The sequence below is a fragment of the Rhizobium deserti genome, from assembly GCF_004358025.1.
GTDB classification, from domain to species: domain Bacteria; phylum Pseudomonadota; class Alphaproteobacteria; order Rhizobiales; family Rhizobiaceae; genus Neorhizobium; species Neorhizobium deserti.
This window is the reverse complement of the sequence record NZ_SMTL01000001.1, coordinates 1,099,822-1,119,830: the sequence shown is the minus strand read 5'-3', so window position 1 is coordinate 1,119,830 and position 20,009 is coordinate 1,099,822. Positions and strand designations below refer to the sequence as shown.

At 60.9% G+C, this 20,009-nt stretch carries 20 protein-coding genes; 14 read left to right on the top strand and 6 right to left on the bottom strand.

The window, feature by feature from the left end; all coding sequences use genetic code 11:
- Positions 1–25 precede the first annotated feature (25 nt).
- The 11 genes from E2F50_RS05360 (at position 26) to E2F50_RS05305 (ending at position 11,425) form a co-directional block, all read left to right on the top strand.
- The gene (locus E2F50_RS05360) at positions 26–1,669 is read left to right on the top strand and encodes an ABC transporter substrate-binding protein (RefSeq protein ID WP_133314986.1); all 1,644 of its coding nucleotides are present in this window, start codon (positions 26–28) and stop codon (positions 1,667–1,669) included.
- Positions 1,670–1,704: 35 nt separating this feature from the next.
- Positions 1,705–2,751 (top strand): ABC transporter permease, encoded by a 1,047-nt coding sequence (locus E2F50_RS05355; protein ID WP_425375366.1) that lies wholly within the window; start codon positions 1,705–1,707, stop codon positions 2,749–2,751.
- Positions 2,748–3,692 (top strand): ABC transporter permease, encoded by a 945-nt coding sequence (locus tag E2F50_RS05350; RefSeq protein ID WP_245515290.1) that lies wholly within the window; start codon positions 2,748–2,750, stop codon positions 3,690–3,692. The genes E2F50_RS05355 and E2F50_RS05350 overlap by 4 nt, the downstream gene beginning before the upstream one ends.
- Entirely contained in the window at positions 3,689–4,537 is an 849-nt protein-coding gene (locus E2F50_RS05345; RefSeq protein WP_133314984.1) for an ABC transporter ATP-binding protein, read from the top strand. Before E2F50_RS05350 ends, E2F50_RS05345 begins: the two co-directional genes overlap by 4 nt.
- Positions 4,534–5,283, top strand: coding sequence for an ABC transporter ATP-binding protein (locus tag E2F50_RS05340; RefSeq protein WP_133314983.1), 750 nt, complete (start codon positions 4,534–4,536; stop codon positions 5,281–5,283). The genes E2F50_RS05345 and E2F50_RS05340 overlap by 4 nt, the downstream gene beginning before the upstream one ends.
- A 112-nt stretch (positions 5,284–5,395) precedes the next feature.
- Positions 5,396–6,922: an ABC transporter substrate-binding protein gene (locus E2F50_RS05335; RefSeq protein WP_133314982.1), complete on the top strand. Its 1,527-nt coding sequence runs from the start codon at positions 5,396–5,398 to the stop codon at positions 6,920–6,922.
- 316 nt (positions 6,923–7,238) lie between these two features.
- A complete protein-coding gene (locus E2F50_RS05325; protein WP_133314981.1) occupies positions 7,239–8,189 on the top strand; it encodes an ABC transporter permease in 951 nt (316 codons plus the stop codon).
- On the top strand, positions 8,186–9,004 hold the full coding sequence (locus E2F50_RS05320; protein ID WP_133314980.1) for an ABC transporter permease: 819 nt from the start codon (positions 8,186–8,188) through the stop codon (positions 9,002–9,004). Before E2F50_RS05325 ends, E2F50_RS05320 begins: the two co-directional genes overlap by 4 nt.
- A 23-nt stretch (positions 9,005–9,027) precedes the next feature.
- The gene (locus E2F50_RS05315) at positions 9,028–10,425 is read left to right on the top strand and encodes an amidase (protein ID WP_133314979.1); all 1,398 of its coding nucleotides are present in this window, start codon (positions 9,028–9,030) and stop codon (positions 10,423–10,425) included.
- Positions 10,426–10,610: 185 nt separating this feature from the next.
- Positions 10,611–10,955, top strand: a complete 345-nt coding sequence (locus E2F50_RS05310; RefSeq protein ID WP_133314978.1) for an ElaB/YgaM/YqjD family protein — start codon at positions 10,611–10,613, stop codon at positions 10,953–10,955.
- Positions 10,955–11,425: a hypothetical protein gene (locus E2F50_RS05305; RefSeq protein WP_133314977.1), complete on the top strand. Its 471-nt coding sequence runs from the start codon at positions 10,955–10,957 to the stop codon at positions 11,423–11,425. Before E2F50_RS05310 ends, E2F50_RS05305 begins: the two co-directional genes overlap by 1 nt.
- 1 nt (position 11,426) lies before the next feature.
- Here the strand turns inward: E2F50_RS05305 and E2F50_RS05300 are convergent, their stop codons facing one another.
- Entirely contained in the window at positions 11,427–12,185 is a 759-nt protein-coding gene (locus E2F50_RS05300; protein WP_133314976.1) for a Crp/Fnr family transcriptional regulator, read from the bottom strand.
- Positions 12,186–12,318: 133 nt separating this feature from the next.
- Between E2F50_RS05300 and E2F50_RS05295 the strand changes: the two genes are divergently transcribed.
- Complete coding sequence (locus tag E2F50_RS05295) at positions 12,319–12,681, top strand: response regulator (protein ID WP_133314975.1); 363 nt, start codon at positions 12,319–12,321, stop codon at positions 12,679–12,681.
- A 4-nt stretch (positions 12,682–12,685) separates the two neighbouring features.
- Here the strand turns inward: E2F50_RS05295 and E2F50_RS05290 are convergent, their stop codons facing one another.
- The gene (locus tag E2F50_RS05290) at positions 12,686–13,252 is read right to left on the bottom strand and encodes an RNA polymerase sigma factor (RefSeq protein ID WP_133314974.1); all 567 of its coding nucleotides are present in this window, start codon (positions 13,250–13,252) and stop codon (positions 12,686–12,688) included.
- Positions 13,249–13,431 (bottom strand): NepR family anti-sigma factor, encoded by a 183-nt coding sequence (locus E2F50_RS05285; RefSeq protein ID WP_161974038.1) that lies wholly within the window; start codon positions 13,429–13,431, stop codon positions 13,249–13,251. Before E2F50_RS05285 ends, E2F50_RS05290 begins: the two co-directional genes overlap by 4 nt.
- 165 nt (positions 13,432–13,596) lie before the next feature.
- Here E2F50_RS05285 and E2F50_RS05280 point away from each other — a divergent pair, with 165 nt between their 5' ends.
- Together E2F50_RS05280 and E2F50_RS05275 are read left to right on the top strand one after the other, a co-directional pair.
- Positions 13,597–14,391, top strand: a complete 795-nt coding sequence (locus E2F50_RS05280) for a response regulator (protein WP_133314972.1) — start codon at positions 13,597–13,599, stop codon at positions 14,389–14,391.
- A 376-nt stretch (positions 14,392–14,767) separates the two neighbouring features.
- Positions 14,768–15,709 (top strand): sensor histidine kinase, encoded by a 942-nt coding sequence (locus E2F50_RS05275; RefSeq protein WP_245515289.1) that lies wholly within the window; start codon positions 14,768–14,770, stop codon positions 15,707–15,709.
- Positions 15,710–16,028: 319 nt separating this feature from the next.
- Here the strand turns inward: E2F50_RS05275 and E2F50_RS05270 are convergent, their stop codons facing one another.
- From E2F50_RS05270 to E2F50_RS05260, 3 genes are all read right to left on the bottom strand, one after another.
- The gene (locus E2F50_RS05270; RefSeq protein WP_133314971.1) at positions 16,029–16,955 is read right to left on the bottom strand and encodes an ABC transporter permease; all 927 of its coding nucleotides are present in this window, start codon (positions 16,953–16,955) and stop codon (positions 16,029–16,031) included.
- Entirely contained in the window at positions 16,948–17,958 is a 1,011-nt protein-coding gene (locus tag E2F50_RS05265) for an ABC transporter permease (RefSeq protein ID WP_133314970.1), read from the bottom strand. The genes E2F50_RS05270 and E2F50_RS05265 overlap by 8 nt, the downstream gene beginning before the upstream one ends.
- Before the next feature lie 71 nt (positions 17,959–18,029).
- A complete protein-coding gene (locus E2F50_RS05260; RefSeq protein WP_133314969.1) occupies positions 18,030–19,739 on the bottom strand; it encodes a peptide ABC transporter substrate-binding protein in 1,710 nt (569 codons plus the stop codon).
- Positions 19,740–20,009: the final 270 nt, after the last annotated feature.

The window sequence follows — 20,009 nt, the reverse complement described above, 5'->3', positions numbered from 1 at the left end:
ATACAAAAACAAGGGAACGACGACCATGATCCATTCACTCCATGCCGGAATCCGCTTGCTGTCCACCAGCGCGGCCCTGTCCCTCCTTCTCGCAGCCGCGCCGCAGGCCTTTGCCGCGACGCCGGCCGATACGCTGGTGGAAGGCTTTGCCTTCGACGACATCATCACGCTTGATCCGGGGGAGGCCTTCGAGCTTTCGACCGCGGAAATCACCGCCAACAGCTACAGCAAGCTCGTCATGCTCGATCCGGCCGACACGTCCAAAGTGGTCGGTGAGCTGGCCGACAGCTGGACGGTTTCCGACGACGGCCTGACCTATACGTTTAAGCTGAAATCCGGCCTGAAATTCGCTTCCGGAAATCCGATTACCGCTGAAGACGTCGCCTTCTCGTTTGAACGCGCCGTCAAGCTCGACAAGTCGCCGGCCTTCCTGCTCACCCAGTTCGGCCTGAAGGGCGACAATGTTGCTGAAAAGGCCAAGGCTTCCGGTGCGGATACATTCGTCTTCACCGTCGATAAGCCCTATGCACCGAGCTTTGTCCTCAACGTCCTGACCGCCACCGTCGCCTCCGTGGTCGACAAGAAGTTGGTGATGGAACATGCCAAGAAGGTGACGCCGAGCGCCGACTACAAATACGAAACAGATTTCGGCAATGAATGGATGAAGACTGGTTATGCCGGTTCCGGCGCCTACAAGGTGCTGACCTGGCGCGCCAATGAAGCCATCATCATGGAAGCCAATCCAAACTTCTTCGGCGAAAAGCCGAAGCTGAAGCGGGTCATCTACCGGCACATGAAGGAAAGTTCGGGCCAGCGCCTGGCGCTCGAGAATGGCGATATCGACGTTGCCCGCAACCTTGAGCCCGGCGATATGGAAGCGGTGACCAAGAAGAACGGCATCCAGCTGACCTCGGCGCCGAAGGGCACAGTCTATTTCTTCAGCCTCAACCAGAAGAACAAGAACCTGGCCAAGCCCGAAGTCGTCGAAGCGATGAAATATCTCGTCGACTATGACGCGATCGGCGCAAAGCTGATCAAGGGGATTGGCGAAATCCACCAGACCTTCCTGCCCAAGGGGCAGCTGGGCGCGATCGACGACAAACCCTACAAGCTGGATGTCGCCAAGGCCAAGGAACTACTTGCCAAGGCGGGGCTGAAGGACGGCTTCACCATCACCATGGACGTGCGCAACACGCAGCCGGTCACCGGCATTGCCGAAAGCGTGCAGCAGACGCTGGCCCAGGCCGGCATCAAGATGGAAATCATCCCCGGCGACGGCAAGCAGACGCTGACCAAGTTCCGCGCCCGCACCCATGACCTGTATATCGGCCAATGGGGCTCGGATTACTTCGATCCGAATTCCAATGCCGAGACATTTGCCATCAACTACGACAATTCCGACGCCGGCACCAACAAGACGCTCGCCTGGCGCAACGCTTGGGATGTTCCCAAGGAATATTCTGACGCGGCCAAGGGCGCGCTTCTGGAGAAGGATGCAGCCAAGCGCGCGGCCATCTACGAGGACCTGCAGAAGAAGCTTCTGGCCACCAGCCCCTTCGTCTTCCTTTTCCAGCAGACGGAAGTGGCCGGCTATTCCTCCAAGCTCAAGAACTTCAAGCTTGGCCCGAGCTTCGACACCAACTTCGTTTACACGGTGTCCAAGGAATAGTCTGAAGGCCGGCTTCCTTGACCTTACCTGACACGATAGTGGCAACGCGGCGCCGACGGCGCCGTGGTTCATCCTTCGCCAAAGCGGTGCTGCGCTTCATCGTCACTGCCGCTACCACCTTTCTCGGCCTCCTGGCCGTGACGTTTTTTATCGGCCGCGTCGTGCCGATCGATCCGGCGCTGGCGATTGTCGGCGACCGTGCGCCGGCGCATGTGGTGGAGCGGGTGCGCGAGCAGCTCGGCCTCAACCTGCCGCTTTACCAGCAGTTCTGGATCTACCTGAAACAGGCCGTGACGGGTGATTTCGGCACCTCGGTTCTAACCACCAATCCGGTCATGGCGGATATCGCCCGGGTGTTTCCGGCGACCATCGAGCTGGCGACCGTCGGCACGATCATCGGGGCATTGATCGGGGTGCCGCTCGGGGTACTGGCCGCCGTCAAGCGCGGATCGATTGCCGACCAGATCGTCCGGATCATCGGGCTGATCGGCTATTCGGTGCCGATCTTCTGGCTGGGACTGCTATCCCTCCTGCTGTTCTACGCCCGGCTGAACTGGGTCGCCTATCCCGGCCGCATCGATATCGTCTACGAGTACACCTTCACCCCCGTCACCGGCTTCTTCCTGCTCGATGCGATCTGGCAAGGGCAGTGGGAAGTCGTTTGGGACCTCTTCCGCCACATCATCCTGCCGGGTGCTCTGCTCGGGTATTTCTCGCTCGCCTATATCAGCCGCATGACGCGCTCTTTCATGCTGAACGAGCTTTCCCAGGAATATGTGGTGGCGGCGCGCGCAAAGGGCCTTTCGGAAACGCGGATCATCTGGTTCCACGCGCTGCGCAATGCGGCCGTGCCGCTGGTGACGGTGATCGCGCTGTCCTATGCCGGGCTGCTGGAAGGTTCGGTGCTGACCGAGACGATCTTCTCCTGGCCGGGGCTTGGCCTCTACATCACCAATTCGCTGCAGAATGCCGACATGAATGCCGTGCTCGGCGGCACGATCGCCATCGGCGTCGTTTTCGTCAGCATCAACCTTTTGTCCGATCTCCTTTACCGGACGCTGGACCCGAGGACCAGGCGATGAGCCATCAGTCAACAAGCATGGGCGAGACCCTGAAGCCCTACAGCCGGGCATGGCTGCTGTCCGACCGGCCGACCTCGCGCAACCAAGCCCGGCTCGGCCGCGCCTATATCATCTGGCGGCGGTTCGCCGAAAACCGGCTCGCACTGATCGGGCTTGGCATCATCTTGGCTCTGCTGGTGGTGGCGGCGCTTGCCGACGTGCTGGCGCCGCATAATCCGGTGCAGGGCGATCTGATGAATGCCCGCCTGCTGCCGCCCGGGACACCGAGCTACCTGCTCGGTACCGACGACCAGGGCCGCGACATCCTTTCGCGCCTCATCCATGGTTCGCGGCTGACCCTGTTCGTCGTCGTGCTTGTGGCGGTGATCGCCGCGCCGATCGGGCTGATCGTCGGCACGGTTTCCGGCTATGCCGGCGGCTGGGTCGATGCGGTGCTGATGCGCATCACCGATATCTTCCTCGCCTTCCCGAAGCTCGTCCTGGCACTGGCGCTGGTCGCCGCCCTCGGGCCCGGCATCGAGAATGCCATCCTGGCCATCGCCGTCACCTCCTGGCCGCCCTATGCGCGCATCGCCCGTGCCGAAACGCTGACCTTCCGCAATTCGGAATTCATCTCAGCGGTGAAGCTGATGGGTGCCTCGCCCTTTCGCATCGTGCTGCGCCACGTCATGCCGCTCTGCATGTCGTCGCTGATCGTGCGCGTGACGCTCGACATGGCCGGCATCATCCTGACGGCTGCGGGCCTCGGCTTCCTCGGTCTCGGCGCGCAGCCGCCGCTGCCGGAATGGGGCGCGATGATCGCCTCGGGCCGCCGCTTCATCCTCGATCAATGGTGGGTGGCCGCCATGCCCGGTTTCGCGATCCTCGTGGTCAGCCTCGGCTTCAACCTGCTCGGCGACGGGTTGCGCGATGCACTGGACCCGAAGGAGGCCGGCCAATGAGCAACGGGAGTTTCGGACCGCTTCTGACGGTCGACGACCTGCGCGTCACCTTTCCGACCCGCACCGGCGAGGTGCAGGCGGTGCGGGGCGTTTCCTTCACACTCGGCAAGGAAAGGCTCGGGATTGTCGGCGAAAGCGGTTCCGGCAAGTCGCAGACCGGCCGCGCCATCATGGGGCTGACGCCCGGACACGCCAAGATCACCGCCAAGACGCTGGCCTTCCGCGGCCGCGATCTGCTCGGCATGCCGGCCCGCGAGCGCCGCGATCTGCGCGGCAAGCAGGTGGCGATGATCCTGCAGGATCCGAAATATTCGCTGAACCCGGTCATGCCGATCGGCCGGCAGATCGTCGAGACACTGAAGACCCACGAGAAGATCTCCAGTTCCGAAGCAAAGAAGCGGGCGCTCGCCATGCTCGAGGCGGTGCAGATCCGCGATCCGGAACGGGTGTTTTCGCTTTATCCGCATGAAGTATCCGGCGGCATGGGGCAGCGGGTGATGATCGCCATGATGCTGATCTGCGGCCCGGAACTGCTGATCGCCGACGAGCCGACCTCGGCGCTGGACGTGACCGTGCAGCTGGAAGTGCTGGATATTCTCGACAAGCTGGTGTCCGAGCGCGGCATGGGGCTGATCTTCATTTCCCACGACCTGCGGCTCGTTTCGTCGTTCTGCGACCGCGTGCTCGTCATGTATGCCGGGCGGGTGGTGGAAGAACTGGCTTCGGCCGACCTTTCCAAGGCGCAGCATCCTTATACGCGCGGGCTGTTGAACTGTCTGCCGACCATCGGTTCCGACCGGCATCCGCTGCCGGTTCTCGACCGCAAGCCGGAGTGGGCCCTATGAGTTCTGCTCTTTCGATCCGCGACATGGTGGTGACCTACGAGGATTTCGCGGCGCTCGACCATGTCAGCTTCGATATCGCATCCGGCGAAAGCTTCGGGATCGTCGGCGAGAGCGGTTCCGGCAAATCGACGCTGCTGCGGGCGATCGCTGGGCTGGCGGCCTTTGAGAAAGGGACGCTGTCCGTCAATGGCAAGGCCTATTCCGGCAGCCGGCGCGACAAGCAGTTCTACCGCACCGTTCAGATGGTGTTCCAGGACCCTTACGGCTCGCTGCATCCGCGTCAGACGGTAGACCGGCTGCTGCTGGAACCGCTCGTCATCCACGGCTTCACCGATATCGAGACGCGCATCAACCGGGCGCTGGACGAGGTCGGCCTCGGCTCCGGCTTCCGCTTCCGCTATTCGCACCAGCTTTCTGGCGGACAGCGGCAGCGCATCGCCATTGCCCGGGCGCTGATCCTGGAGCCGAAAATCCTGTTGCTCGACGAGCCGACTTCGGCACTCGACGCTTCGATCCAGGCGGAAATCCTCAACCTGCTCGAACAGGCGCGGCGCGACCGCAACCTCACCTTCGTGATGGTCAGCCACGACCTCGGTGTCATCAGCCACATGTGCGAACGGCTGGCGGTGATGAAGAGCGGCAAGGTGGTCGAGACGGTGGCGGTGGAGGCGCTGGAGAAACGCGAATTCTCAGCCGATTATACGCGCCGGCTGCTGGTGGCCAGCGAAGGGTTTCGACGCGCCTAGGGCCATGGTGGCTCGCACATTTTTGCCGCACATTCTTATTGTGCATCTGCGAAATCGCCTTAGACTACCCTCCAATAGGTCGCGACAAGCGGTTGATAAATGGGGGTGCAGTATGAATGTGTTGGGTGCATGGAAGCCTGTCTCACGGGGACTGGGGCTGGCTTTGGCGCTGGGGGCAGGGGTGGCTTTGGCGGGCGCAGGCACGGCCTTTGCCGCGTCGAAAACCTCGGTGACACTGGGCATGGCAATCGAGCCGGCAGGACTAGACCCGACGATTGCGGCTCCCGTCGCGATCGGCCAGGTCACATGGCAGAACATCTTCGAAGGCCTGACGACGATCGACAAGGCTGGCAAGGTGCAGCCGCAGCTGGCGGAAAGCTGGAAGATCTCCGAGGACGGCAAGACCTATACGTTCAAGCTGCGCCAGGGCGTCACATTCCATAACGGCGTCGCCTTCGACTCGTCCGTCGGGAAATACACGATCGAGCGCGCCCGCGGGGCCGACAGCGTCAATCCGCAGAAGCGTTATTTTGCGTCGATCGACAGCGTCGAAACGCCGGATGCGGCAACGCTCGTGTTGAAGCTGAAACAGCCGGCCGGAAGCCTGCTCTACTGGCTCGGCTGGCCCGCTTCCTCGATGGTCGAGCCGAAATCGGCTGCCGACAACAAGGTGACGCCGGTCGGCACCGGGCCGTTCAAGTTCGTTTCCTGGGCCAAGGGTTCCAAGGTTGACCTGGCAAGGAACGCCGATTATTGGAACAAGTCCGCGCCGGTCAAGCTTGAGACGGCCTCTTTCCGCTTCATCGCCGATGCGCAGGCGCAGGCCGCCGCTCTCAAGGCCGGCGATGTCGACGCCTTTCCGGAATTCGGCGCGCCGGAACTGATGGAAAGCTTCAAGGACGACCAGAAGCTTGCAACCGTGATCGGCAATACCGAGCTCAAGGTCGTTGCCGGCATGAACAATGGCCGCAAGCCGTTCAACGATAAGCGAGTTCGTCAGGCGCTGATGATGGCGGTCGACCGCGAAACGGTGGTGGAGGGGGCCTGGTCCGGATTCGGCACGCCGATCGGCAGCCATTACACGCCGAACGACCGCGGCTACAAGGACCTGACCGGCACTTATGCTTATGATACGGAAAAGGCAAAGGCGCTGCTGGCCGAGGCCGGCTACCCCAATGGCTTGACCTTCACCATCAAGGCGCCCCAGATGGCCTATGCGCAGCGCACCTCGCAGATCCTGCAGGCGCTGTTTGCGGAAATCGGCGTGACGATGAATATCGAGACGACCGAATTCCCGGCCAAATGGGTGGCGGACGTCCTGAAAGCCGCCGATTACGACATGACCATCATCGCCCATGCGGAGCCGATGGACATCGATATCTATGGCCGCGATCCCTATTACTTCAACTACAAGAACCCGGTCTTCAACGACATCCTGAAAAAGGTCGAGGCGACCTCCGATCCGGCCGAACAGGATAAGCTTTATGGCGAGGCGCAGACCATGCTCGCCAATGACGTCCCGGCGCTCTTCCTGTTCGTCATGCCGAAGCTCGGCGTCTGGGACAAGAAGCTCAAGGGGCTGTGGGAGAACGAGCCGATCCCCTCCAATGTGCTGACCGAGGTGCATTGGGAAGAGTGATGTCTTTCTCGGGTGCGGCATACCGATCTACCCCACACGCAAGATACTCACCGGGACCTTGCCAGGCCCGCTCCGTTTGGCATGGACTAGGAATCCCGGTTGACATGGAGGCGGCAGATGTTTGTCGCGCCCTTGCTGCAAATTCCGTCATCCCTGTGCTTGTCACAGGGATCCAGCCACGCGAAGTCCTTTGTGTGAAAAGATCCTTCCGCGCCGCCGACGCGGCGCTGCCGGATTCCTGGGACAAGCCCAGGAATGACGGGTGCGAGTGGTACCTCCGGGGCTACAATGGCAGCGCTGATCGGGCGGCTCGGTCATGATGGCTATCCTCATCCGCCGCATCTTGAGCCTCGTTGTCACGCTTCTCGTCGTGTCGCTGCTGATCTTCACCGTGATGGATCTCTTGCCTGGCGACCCGGCGGCGATCATGCTTGGCACTTCGGCGAGCCCGGAGACGCTGGCGGCGCTGCAGCATCAGCTGGGTCTCGATCAACCGCTGCCGGTGCGGTACCTCGCTTGGCTTGTGGGCGTATTGCGCGGCGATCTCGGACAATCCTATACCTATGGCGTGCCGGTGGCGGGGCTGATCGTCGAGCGGCTCGCGGTCACGCTGCCGCTGGCGCTGATGGCCGTCGTGCTGTCGGTGCTGATCGCCGTGCCGCTGGGCGTGCAGGCGGCGCGCCGGCATAACGGCCTGTTCGATGTCGTCGCCGGCATGTTTTCCTATGTCAGCATTGCCGTACCGGCCTTCTGGGGCGGGCTGCTGCTGATCATCTTGTTTTCCACCATGCTCGGCTGGATGCCGGCCGGCGGCTTTCCCGGCTGGGAAGCGGGCCTTCTGCCGGCGCTGAAGTCGCTCGTCCTGCCGGCGGTGGCTCTCGCCCTGCCGCAGGCGGGGGTGCTGACGCGGGTGGCGCGGGCAGCGGTGCTCGACGTGATGAACGAGGATTTCGTGCGTACCGCCCGCGCCAAGGGGCTGAGCGAACGGATTGCCGTTTGGCGGCATGCCGTGCCGAATGCGCTCATCCCGGTCGTCACCATGCTCGGCCTGCAGTTTACCTTCCTGATCGCCGGCGCGGTGCTGGTAGAGAACGTCTTCAACCTGCCGGGGCTCGGTCGGCTGGCTTATCAGGCGCTGGCGCAGCGCGATATCATCGTGATGCAGGACGTGGTGCTGTTCTTTTCCGCCCTGGTCATCCTGATGAATTTCATCGTCGATCTCGCCTATCTGGCGATCGATCCGCGGCTGCGGGCAGGTGCACAATGAGCCGTGCATTCCGCCGCCCCATCTTCCTGGCCGGCCTGCTGATCACGCTGGCGCTGGTTGCCGTGGCGCTCCTGTCGCTGGTCTGGACCCCGTTCTTACCCTCCAAGATGAACATCGTCCACAAGCTGAAGGCGCCACTGGAATATGGTCTTCTCGGCACCGACCAGTTCGGCCGCGATATTCTGTCCATGCTGATGGTCGGCGCCTGGAATTCCCTATCGACTTCCATTCTGGCCGTGCTTCTGGGTGCCGGCATAGGTACGGCGGTCGGCCTCCTTGTGGCGATGCGGCGCGGCTGGACCGAACTGGTGGTGATGCGCGGCTGCGATATCATCTTCGCAGTGCCGCCCATCCTGTCGGCGATGATGCTGGCCGCATTCATTGGGTCGGGCCGGTTCACGGCAATCATCGCCATTGCGGTCTTCATGGTGCCGGTCTTTGCGCGGCTGGTCTTGAGCGCGGCGCTGCAGATCTGGACGCGCGATTACGTGATGGCGGCGATCGGTATCGGCCGGTCAAAGGCCAGGATCACGCTGGTCCACGTTCTGCCGAACATATCGAGCCAGATCATCGTGCAGGTGACGATCCAGCTCGGTCTTGCCATCCTGACGGAAGCGGGGCTGTCGTTTCTCGGTCTCGGCATGCCGCCACCGGCGCCGACCTGGGGGCGGATGCTCGCCGATGCGCAGACCTTTCTCGGACAGGCGCCCTGGTTGGCATTGATGCCGGGCATGGCCATCGCGCTTGCTGTGCTTGGCCTCAACATGCTGGGCGACGGTTTGCGCGATATTCTCGATCCGCGCGACAATTCCTGATTTTCAAGAAGAAGAGCATTGCCATGAGCGACCTTTTGAAACTGACCATCCGCGAGGTTCTGGCCCTATATGCGGACAGAAAACTCTCGCCGTTAGAATACTGGCTGGCGGTCGAGGACCGCATTGCCGCTTTCGAGAGCCATGTCCAGGCGCTCTATCTCTACGATCCGGAGAGCGCCCGGGCACAGGCAAGCGCCTCGACGGAGCGGTGGGCGAGGGGGGCGACGCTCGGCGTGCTGGACGGCATTCCTGTCACCATCAAGGAACTGATTGCCACAAAAGGACAGCCGGTGCCGCTTGGAACGGCGGCGGTGGAACTGGTGCCGGCCGCCGAAGATGCGCCGGCGGCGGCCCGGTTGCGCGAAGATGGCGCCGTCATTTTCGCCAAGACCACCTGCCCGGACTACGGCATGCTGTCATCCGGCCTGTCGAGCTTCCACCCCTTGAGCCGCAACCCCTGGGATCTCAGCCAGAATCCCGGCGGATCGAGCGCCGGTGCTTCAGCGGCAGCCGCTGCGAGCTTCGGCCCTTTGCATATCGGCACGGATATCGGCGGGTCGATCCGTCTGCCGGCCGGCTGGACCGGTCTGTTCGGCCTCAAGCCGAGCCAGGGCCGTATACCGGTCGACCCCTATTATGTCGGCCGCTGCGCCGGTCCGATGACCCGCACGGTTGAAGACTCGGCGATTGCGATGGCGACGCTGACGCGGCCCGACTGGCGCGACGCCACCTCCTTGCCGCCCAATGATTTCAACTGGCTCGACCTCAATATGGATGTCAAAGGCCTGCGGATCGGCCTGATGATGGAGGCCGGCATCGGGCTCGGCGTGGATCCGGAAGTGTATGACGCCGTCACTGCCGCAGCCCGCCGGTTTGAGAAAGCGGGCGCCATCGTCATGCCCGTGCAGCCGGTGCTGACCCGCGACATGCTGGACGGGCTCGACAATTTCTGGCGGGCCCGGTTCTGGGGTGATATCGAAAAAATGCCGGAGGAAAGGCGAAAGCTGATCCTTCCCTATATCTATCAGTGGGCGGAAGGCGGCACCTATATATCCGGTGCCGAGGCGGTACGCGGCTTCAACCAGACGATCGAGATGCGCAAGGCCTGCGCAAAACTCTTCTCCGAGGTGGACGCCGTCATCTCCCCGACCAATCCGATCGTTTCCTATCCGGCCGAATGGGCTTCGCCGACCAATGATCCAAGCCGCCCTTTCGAGCATATCGGCTTTACCGTACCCTGGAACATGTCCGAGCAGCCGGCCGCCTCGATCAATTGCGGCTTCGCGCGCTCAGGCATGCCGATCGGGCTGCAGATCGTCGGGCCGCGCTTCGGAGACCTTTTCGTGCTGCAGCTGTCACGGGCGTTCGAGCAGTGGAGCGGCGGAATTCACGCCTGGCCGGAGCCGGGTGCTGCATCCTAAAGACCGTTCATCTTTATTTTCTTCAGCCGGCGCAAGGCTGGAACAATCATGCTTTTGCCGCGTTCAACGCCCGCAGCACAGGCGTGGTGGACATGATGCCATTTGTCCGCGCGTCAAAGCTATTCTAATTCGGCGCGGCCCTCTGCTGCGCACCATCCCAGGTTTCGCAACAACAGGAGACGGATATGCCATCTGCCAACACAACGAGTGATATCGGCCGCGCAACGGGCCAGAGCTCCAGCGCCTCGAAGGATGTGGAAGTTCAGATCAGCCAGCTGCGCGACGACATTGCAGCACTTGCACGCAGCGTTGCCGCGGTCGGCAATGAAAAGGCAAGCGAAGTGCGCGGCAAGGCAAAGCGCGCCGCCAATGACGCAGCTGACGCATCCATGCAGATGGTGGAAGCGGCGCGGGAGCAGGCGATGACCTGGGAACGCGACCTGGAGCGCCAGATCCGCACCAAGCCGCTCCAGTCGGTTGCCATTGCCGCCGGCTTCGGCTTCCTCTTCGCGCTGATGACGCGCCGCTGATGCTGGCAGCAATCGGTCCCCTTTTGGCTTCCTTTGCCGCGATCGACATCGCGAATTTGACACGGAAGCTGAAAAGAAACGCCATCCTTTACGGGTTCGCGCTGATCTTCCTGCTGACGGCCTATGTGCTCGCCACCGCGGCACTGGCGGTTTACCTCGGCGGTCTGTGGGGTCTGCCGGTCGGGCTGCTGGTGGTTGCCGGCGGCGCTCTGCTTCTGGCGCTGATCATGTATGTCTCGGCAGTGATCGCCAATAATGCGGAACTGTGGCGCAAGCGGGAATTGGCGGCCGCCAATAGCAGCAGGGCGCTGATGGTGACGGCAGCGGCATCGACTCTGCCGATGGTGATCAAGTCGCGGGCGCTCTTGGTCGTCGCCATTGCCGGTGGCCTCGGCTTCCTCGCCATGAAGAAGATGCCTACCGGATTACGGCTTTCGCGCCGCCGCCGTCCAGGCGAACCGCTCGACTGAGCTAGATAAATGGCCGCTTGCTTTCTGCAGGCGGCCACCATTCCGCCACCTGGTGAAGCCCTTCGGCATTGATTACCTCACAGCCGCGGTCGAGCCAGCGGATCAGCCCCTGGTCTGCGAGCTTGCGCAGTGTCTTGTTCGTGTGCACCAGGGACAATCCGAGCGTGTCCGCCACATGCTGCTGCGTCAGCGGCAAGGTGATCGACTGGCCGGCCTGCACCGGGGCAGTGGACTTGGCGCGCGAGTGCAGGAAGACCAAAAGATAGGCCGCCCTTTCCGCCGCGCTGCGTCGGCCGATACTCAGCAGATGCTCGTCCAGCATGGACTCCTCACGGGCCGCCAGCCAGGTGATGTCATAGGCCAGCGACGGATGGCGCTGGTAGAGCTCAATCAGCCGCTCCCGCTCGAACATGCATAGCGTCATCCGCGTCAGCGCTTCGACCGAATGCTGCATCTCGAGCATGATATTGCCCTGCAGGCCGACCATATCGCCCGGAAGCAGGTAATTGAGGATCTGACGGCGGCCGTCCTCGAGGATCTTGTAGCGGAAGCCCCAGCCTGCAAGCACCGTATAAAGCTGCGGATGGCGTTCGCCTTCGCCCATGATCGACATGCCGGGATCCGCGATCAGTTCGCCAAGCTTGAAATCCGCGATGAAATCAAGTTCGGGCGGCGAGAAGTCCCGAAACGTGTCGAGGCGCCGCAGGGGGCATCTGACGCAGGGGATGCGGGGAGGAATGATGGGTCTGCTGCTGGCCATGGGACTCAAATGACACGAATAGAAGACGCACAATAGTGGGCTCTTCTGTTGTCGTCTGTGTCTTTTTTAAATGACCACGTCGCCTTTCGGTGATCTACGGCCTTCCGTTGGGCGGAAAACCAGGACAGTCGTATTGCAGATTCTCATCGTCGAGCCGGAATATCTGATTGCTCTGGAGGCCGAAAGGATCTTGCAGCTCTTCGACGGCAGCGAGATCACGATTGCCATGCCGCGCGAATATCTGGCGGTCCTAAAAGATCGGACCTTCGACATCATCCTGATTGCATCCAAGCTGCTGACGACACCGGAAGCTGAAGCGGCTCTGCGCAGCTCGCACGCCGGGATCGCGTTTTCAACACTGCGACGCGAAGAGCTCAACGGTATTGCCGGCTGGCCGGACGTTCCGGTCGTCTGGAAGCCTTTCGATGACGCAGAACTGTTGGCCGCAATCGAAAACGCCGCCCGGAACCGGACGGCGTTTTCGTCGAACATCTGAGGGATCAGCTTCCGAAGGCGCGGGCGGTGATGGCGGCGTCGCCGGCATCCGGGCCGTAATCACTTTCACCCGAAACGCCCAGCAGCTCCTGCAACCTCGTGCGGGCGCGGCTGACGCGGCTCTTGATGGTGCCGACGGCGCAGCCGCAGATCTCGGCCGCTTCCTCATAGGCAAAGCCCGCGGCGCCCACCAGAACGATGGCTTCACGCTGATCATCCGGGAGCTTATCGAGCGCAGTGCGAAAATCCTGCAGGTCGAGACGGCCATATTGTTCCGGATGCACGGAAAAACGCTCGCTGAACAGCCCGTCGCTATCCTGCACTTCCCGGCCCCGCTTGCGCATCTGGCTGTAGAATTCGTTGCGAAGGATCGTGAAAAGCCAAGCGCGCATATTGGTGCCGGCGGTGAAGCTGGTCTGGTTTGCCCAGGCCTTCATGATCGTGTCCTGCACGAGATCGTCCGCCTTGTCGTGGCGGCCCGTGAGGGAAACGGCAAAGGCGCGCAAGTTGGGCAGCGATGCGAGGAGGTCGCGCTTGAAGCCGCGATCGTCAGGTTCGACTTCCTTGCTCATTTCACTTGCACCGATTTGGCGTTCTTTTCAGCCTGATCCAGTCGCTCGAGAAGATCAAGAAAGCGATCGGGAATGCCTTCTTCCTGAACGGCATCGTAGAATTCGCGCAGTTTCCGCGATATCGATGCGTTAGGAGTTGCTGACCCGGGGCGTAAATCTGGAGGTTGGCTTATATTCATGTCATTTTTTTTTCTAAGATCTTCACTCATCACGCGGGCAGCCTGTTACGATATCGTCGGCGTGGTAATGCGGGATTTTAAAAAAAGTTCCCCCCTTGCGGAACTTTTTTTGCATGCCCACGTTCTGACGAGGTCAATTGCCCGGTTGGGCCAGGGGAGTTTTGTATGTCACTTACCACACGCGTTGCGTCTCATCTTCCATATCTGCGTCGTTATGCCCGTGCCGTCACGGGATCGCAGACCTCCGGAGACGCCTATGTCGCTGCGGTCCTGGAAGCTTTGATTGCAGACGTTTCGATATTCCCCGAAACGTCCAAGGACCGTGTTTCGCTGTATAAACTGTTCGTTGCAATTTTTGGTTCCACGGCCATCGAGATACGTCCGATCGATTCTCCCTTTGCTTGGGAGCAGCGTGCGGCGGCCAATCTGGCGAGCCTCCCTTCGCAGTCGCGGCATGCTTTCCTGCTGATTTCGGTCGAAGGCTTCACCATCGATGAGGCTGCCGAAGTCCTGGATGTCAGCGTCGCAGAGGTCAACCGCCTGCTCGACGAAGCATCGCGCGAGATTTCGCGCCAGGTGGCAACCGATATCATGATCATCGAAGACGAGCCGCTGATCGCGCTCGATATCGAGCAGATGGTTCAGGATCTCGGCCATCGCGTCACTGGCATTGCCCGCACCCACAAGGAAGCGGTGTCGCTCTTCCAGACGTCGCATCCGAAAATGGTGCTGGCCGACATTCAGCTCGCCGATGGCAGCTCGGGCATCGATGCGGTCAACGAGATCCTCAAGAATTCCAGCGTGCCGGTCATCTTCATCACCGCGTTCCCGGAAAGGCTTCTGACGGGCGAGCGTCCGGAACCTGCCTTCCTGGTGACGAAACCCTTCAATCCGGATATGGTGAAGGCGCTGATCAGCCAGGCGCTCTTCTTCAACGAAGCGGTCAAGGCGGCTGCCTGAGGTTTGATCATCCTCAGCAACAAGCTGGAACAAATACAGGCATGGCTGCGTTTTGGCGCATCCGCAATGGAGGAAGCCATGTCCTGTTCGCTCCCGACGTTCCGCTTATCGCTCATCCCTGTTTCGCGGGATGCAGGTGTCAAGCTCGCTTGTCTGCCGCTTTTGGGCATACCCTTCATTGCCTCGCTGTCGATAACGCTGATGGCGGCTTGTTCCGTCTCCGTCGGCATCTTATAAGAGTTCAGCACTCAGCTTAACCGGGCGCTCCCTTGCAGGCGCTTGTTTCCCCAGAAGCCGCAAATGGAGAATTCAATTGGTGCATCCGCTGACATGGCAGCAAGCTGGTCAGAGTGATGGCAAACTTCGGGAATTCTTTATGCCTGCGCTCGTCGATCTCGGCGCAAGCATCATCATCCAGGACCCCCGTCGTGAATATCTCCTCGTTACCAACCTGCCAGACGCTTGGGCGGTAGAGCAGTTTGCTTCGCCAAGCGACGTCAGTCTGTTTGGTGAGGATGTTGCAGCCAAACTGTCGCTTCTTAAGCAAGGCATGACGGAGCCCGGCCACAAGGGACACATCGAGGTCACGGTTGGGTCCGACCAGGTTTATGAGTTCCGGGTCCAGGCGGTCGAATTTGAGCGTGGTGGCGTTCACCTCGTCACAACCATCATTGATCGTTCCGAGGAGCGGCATCGGGAGCGGCTGTTACGGGCGCTTCTGCGAGAAGTCAGCCATCGCTCGAAGAACCTGCTGGCGATCATTCAGAGCATCGCCCTGCAGACGGCCCGCTATTCCGGCTCTTTGGAGCTGTTTCTCAACAAATTCCGCGGCCGCTTGTATTCACTGTCGCAGAGCCAAGACCTGATCACCGACAGCAGCTGGCGTGGTGCTTATTTCTTTGAGCTGGTCCAGCAGCAGACGGAAAAATACTTGCCGGATAACAAGCATTTGATTCGAGTCGGGGGCGACAACGTTCTGCTGACGCCAAATGCCTCGCTGCATCTTGGGCTCGCCCTGCATGAACTGATTGTTAACGCGGTGAGCCACGGTTCCATCCTGCGCAGCCGCCAGGCCATCAGTGTGTCCTGCACCAGGCTGCATCTGGAGGGACACGATTCGCTTGAAGTGGCATGGGACGAGGTCCTGGATCCGGCACATGCATCTGATCCGGGTGAGGATGCGCTCAAGGCGCATTTCGGCAGCACGGTTCTAGAGCGCGTCGTGCCGGCGTCCGTCAACGGCAAGGCAACCTATGCCATATCGAGCGGTCGCATCAGCTACCGGCTCGTCTTCCCGCTGGAAAGCGCCGCAGAGTAACGTTCACTTCAAGTGGTGTAAGAGCGCGATACCTTAGGTCGTGGCCCAGAAAATAGCTGTGGAGCCAAAAACAGATCTGGCTCGGTTCCTGTTAAGGAGCCGAGCCAGTTCGTCTCTTCGAGGGGGATTGAAGAGTATGTCCGAAGGCTTTTGTAGGGCGGGGGACGGGGGGTCGCCTTCAGACACTCCAATAACGAGCCGCATGAAGTAAGGTTCCGAAGAATATCCAAAAAAAATGTTTTTTTTGAAGTTCCTCTGGAAATGCGGGAGCGGCACATTTCCGAAAACAGAGTGCGAGCTCTGCTCCCGGAAACCGTAGTCAACGCCTGAGGCTGCGCGGATCAAGCGCGTCGCGGATGGCGTCGCCCACATAGTTGACGCTGAGCACGGTCAAGGAGATCGCGAGACCCGGCCAAAGCACACGCGACGGCGTGAGCTGCAGGAAGTTGGCGCCATCGAACAGAAGCCGGCCCCAGGTCGGAAAGTCTGACGGGAAACCGAGGCCAAGAAAGCTGAGCGCCGATTCGGTGATGATGGCCGAGGCGATGCCGAGTGTTGCCGAGACCATGATCGAACTCAGCACATTGGGCAGGATATGCCGCCAGATGATGCGGTATTCGCGCATCCCGCTCGATTTTGCAGCCATGATGAATTCCTGGCTTTTCACTGCCAGGACATCGCCGCGCACGATGCGGGCGGTATGCATCCAGCTGGTAATGCCGATCACGAAGACCACGAGAATGAAGATCCCGGTCTCCGGCCCGAATGCCGCCCGCAACGTATCGCGGAACAGCATCAGGATGACGAGGAGGAGGGGCAGGAGGGGCAGGGCCAGGAAGAGGTCGGTCAGCCGCATCAGGGGACCGTCAAGCCTGCGGAAATATCCGGACATGACGCCGACCAGCGTGCCGAGGAACAGGGCCAGCAGCATGGCCGTGAAGCCGACCGCCAGCGACGTGCGGCCGCCGGCCAAAACCTGAGCCAGCATGTCCTTGCCAAGATTGTCGGTACCGAAGGGATGCGTCATCGAAGGCCACTGGTTCTTGTCGCGGATATTGATCGCATTGGGGGCAACGCGATGGATATAGGGGCCGATGTAAACGGCTGCGACGATGAAAACGAAAACAGCCAGCCCCACCACGCCGCCCTTGTGGGACCGGAACTGGTGCCAGATATCGGCAAGCGCCGAGCGGGCCGGGCTTGCCGCCTTGGCCGGCGGCGCGGCAGCGATGGTCGCGTCAGTCATAGCGGATCCTCGGATCAAGAATGCCGTAGAGTACGTCGGCGATCAGGTTGAAGAGTACGATCAGCACCGCGAAGATGAAGGTCAGCGTCTGAACCAGCGGAATATCCGCCCCCTGGACCGCGGTGATGAGCAATTGTCCGAGGCCGTTCACGCGAAAGATCTGCTCGGTGATGATGGCGCCGGAAAAGATGGTCGGCACGCCGAGCGCAATCACGGTGACAACCGGGATGAGGCTGTTGCGCAGCACGTGGATGAGCAGGACCGCCTTCTCCTTGACGCCCTTGGCGCGCGCCGTGCGAACATAATCCTGGTGGAGATTGTCGAGCATGGAGGCGCGGACGAAGCGGGTGATCTGCGAGGCATTGTAGAGTGCGAGCACTGCCACCGGCAGCACCATCTGTCTCATCTGTGCGAGAAAAGTCGAGACATTGGTGACCTGCAGATTGGTGTCGTAAACGGATGGAAACCACTGGAGGTAAGAGGAGAAGATGACGATCAGCACGACGCCGGTGAAGAAGGTCGGCACCGAATAGCCGACCATGGAGATGAAGGTGCCGATCTGGTCGAAGATCGAATATTGCTTGTAGGCGGAGATGACGCCGATGGGGATGGCGATCAGGATGCCGAAGAGATAAGCGAGACCAACGACCCACAGCGTCTGCGGCATGCGCTGGACGATCAGATCGACTACCGGGCTTCGGGTCGCCCAGGAAAGAACCCGCATGCGCTGGCCGTCGCCCACCTGCCAGCCGGTGAGGCTTTCGAAAATATTGATTGGCTCGTTGATGAAGAACTGCTGCAGCCATTTCATGTAACGGATCAGGAAGGGCTGATCGAGACCGAGGGAGGCACGGATCTGCTCGCGCACTTCCGGGGGAATGGTCAGCGGAAGATCCCCGGTCGGGTCACTGGGCGCAAGGTCGAGAAGCGCGAAAATGACGAAGCTGATGACCAGCAGGGTCGGGATTGCAAAGAGCAATCGCCGCAATGTGTATGTGAACATTTCATAGTCTCCAGGCTAGCGCGGAGAGGATCAATTGCCGGGCCCGCCGAAAGCAGGCCCGGCAATTGCCATCACTTCTTGCGCGACCAGTCGGCGACATTCCAAAGTTCGGAATCCCAGGCATTCATCTTGATGCCTGCGACGGAATTGGAGGCGGCGGAGGGATTGCCGCGGTGGATGAGCGGAATATGCGCGCCTTCCTCGGTCAGCATGTCGTTGAGGCGCTTTGAAAGCTCATGGCGCTTGTCGAGATCGGCGGTCTTGGACAATTCGCCGACGAGCTTGTCATATTCCGGGTTGCAGTAGCGGGGAATGTTCTGGCCCTGCCAGCCGTTGGCCGGACCCGGCACCTTGTCGCACAGCCATTCCGCCAGATATTTTTCAGGATCCGTGCCGTCGAAATTGTTGGTGTACATTTCGACGTCGGCGTAAAATTTCTGGAATGTGTCCGGGCTGGCGGGATCACCGCCGAAGAAGACGGAAGCGCTGGCATTGCGTAATTCCGCTTGGACGCCGATCTGCGACCACATGTCCTTCACCAGTTCCTGCGTCGCCTGACGGACGGAGTTGGTGGAGGTCGAGTAAAGGTAGGACAGGCGCACGCCGTTCTTGGCGCGGATGCCGTCAGGACCCTTCTTCCAGCCCGCGTCTTCCAGGAGCTTGTTGGCGCCTTCGATATCCTGCTTCAGGCACCAGCTGTCGTTCTTGGTGGAAGTGACGGCTTCGGGCGCCGGAACGATGTTGCAGGTCGGCTTGCCCGCATCGCCGTAACCGGCTTCGTCAATGATCTCGCGATCGATGGCGAGCGAAAGCGCGCGGCGCACGGCAGGATCCGAAAGGGACGGATGCGGGCCGGCTTCCTTGGTGGAGCGCTTGTCGCCGAGCTTCGGATCGGCATTGTACCAGTTGAGGTTGATGCGTTCGACATTGGTGCCGAAGGCGGTTTCCAGATGGCCCTTTCCGGCGGCGACCATGGTGGCCAGGATTTCAGGCTCCACCTGGACGTTCCAGGCATAGTCGTATTCGCCGGTTTCAAGAACCGCGCGCGCCGCAGACGGAGCGTCGCCGCCGCCCTTCAAGGTGACGCTGGCAAAGGCCGGCTTGGCCGAATCGCGGTAATTCTTGTTGGCGACGAAGGTGACGACGTCATTCGGCTTGAAATCCTTGACTACGAAGGGTCCGGTACCGATGGGGCCGAAATTGGCGGAAGTGCATCCCGGCGCCTTGGCGCCGACGCAATCCTTGAACTGCGCAGCCTGAATGATCGGCGACTGGGCGCCGACAAAGGCGCTGTAGGGATAGGGCTTCGGCTCTTCGAAGGTGATTTTCACCGTCAGCGGATCCGGCGCCTCGACATTCTTGACGCCTTCATACTGGGCTGCCTGGGCGCAGCCGCCATCAGGCGCCGTGCAATATTTCCAGGTGAAGATAACATCGGCCGCGGTAAACGCCGTGCCGTCCGACCATTTGAGATCCGGCTTCAGCTTCCAGGTCATGCTGAGAAGATCCTTGGCGACCCCGCCGTTTTCCAGCGTCGGGATCTCGGTGACCAAGGTGGGTACGAGTTCGCCCTTCTCGTCGTAGCGCGCCAGCGGCTCGATAACCATGGACGAGGAGTAGACCTCCTTCGTGCCGCCGGACAGGAAGGGGTTCAAGGTCGAAACGGCCTGCCAGAAGATGATCTTCAGGTCGCCGTCGCTGCCTCGCTCGGCATGCGCCGCCGACCCAGCGAAGGCGAGCGCGGCAACCGTGCCGGCCAGTAGGAGCTTGATATTCTTCATTCTGCTATTCCCCTTTGGTTTTCTTTTGAGTGATGCTGCGGCCCGCCCGTTATCTCGGTGCTGGTGCCTCGCCCAGTTGCGACCGGCGGAGCCAAGTCGCTGGTAACACTAGATGACCTAGGCTTTATCCTCCGCGGATTGGTAGCTCGAAGAGCTTGCTGATCGATCCCGGAAAACCGGTGATGACCAAAATTTGAGCCATCTAAGCATAGGCCTATTTTTCGTTCAAGGGCGAAAATAGAAGCTTGCAAAAAGCGTTCCAAGCGTCTC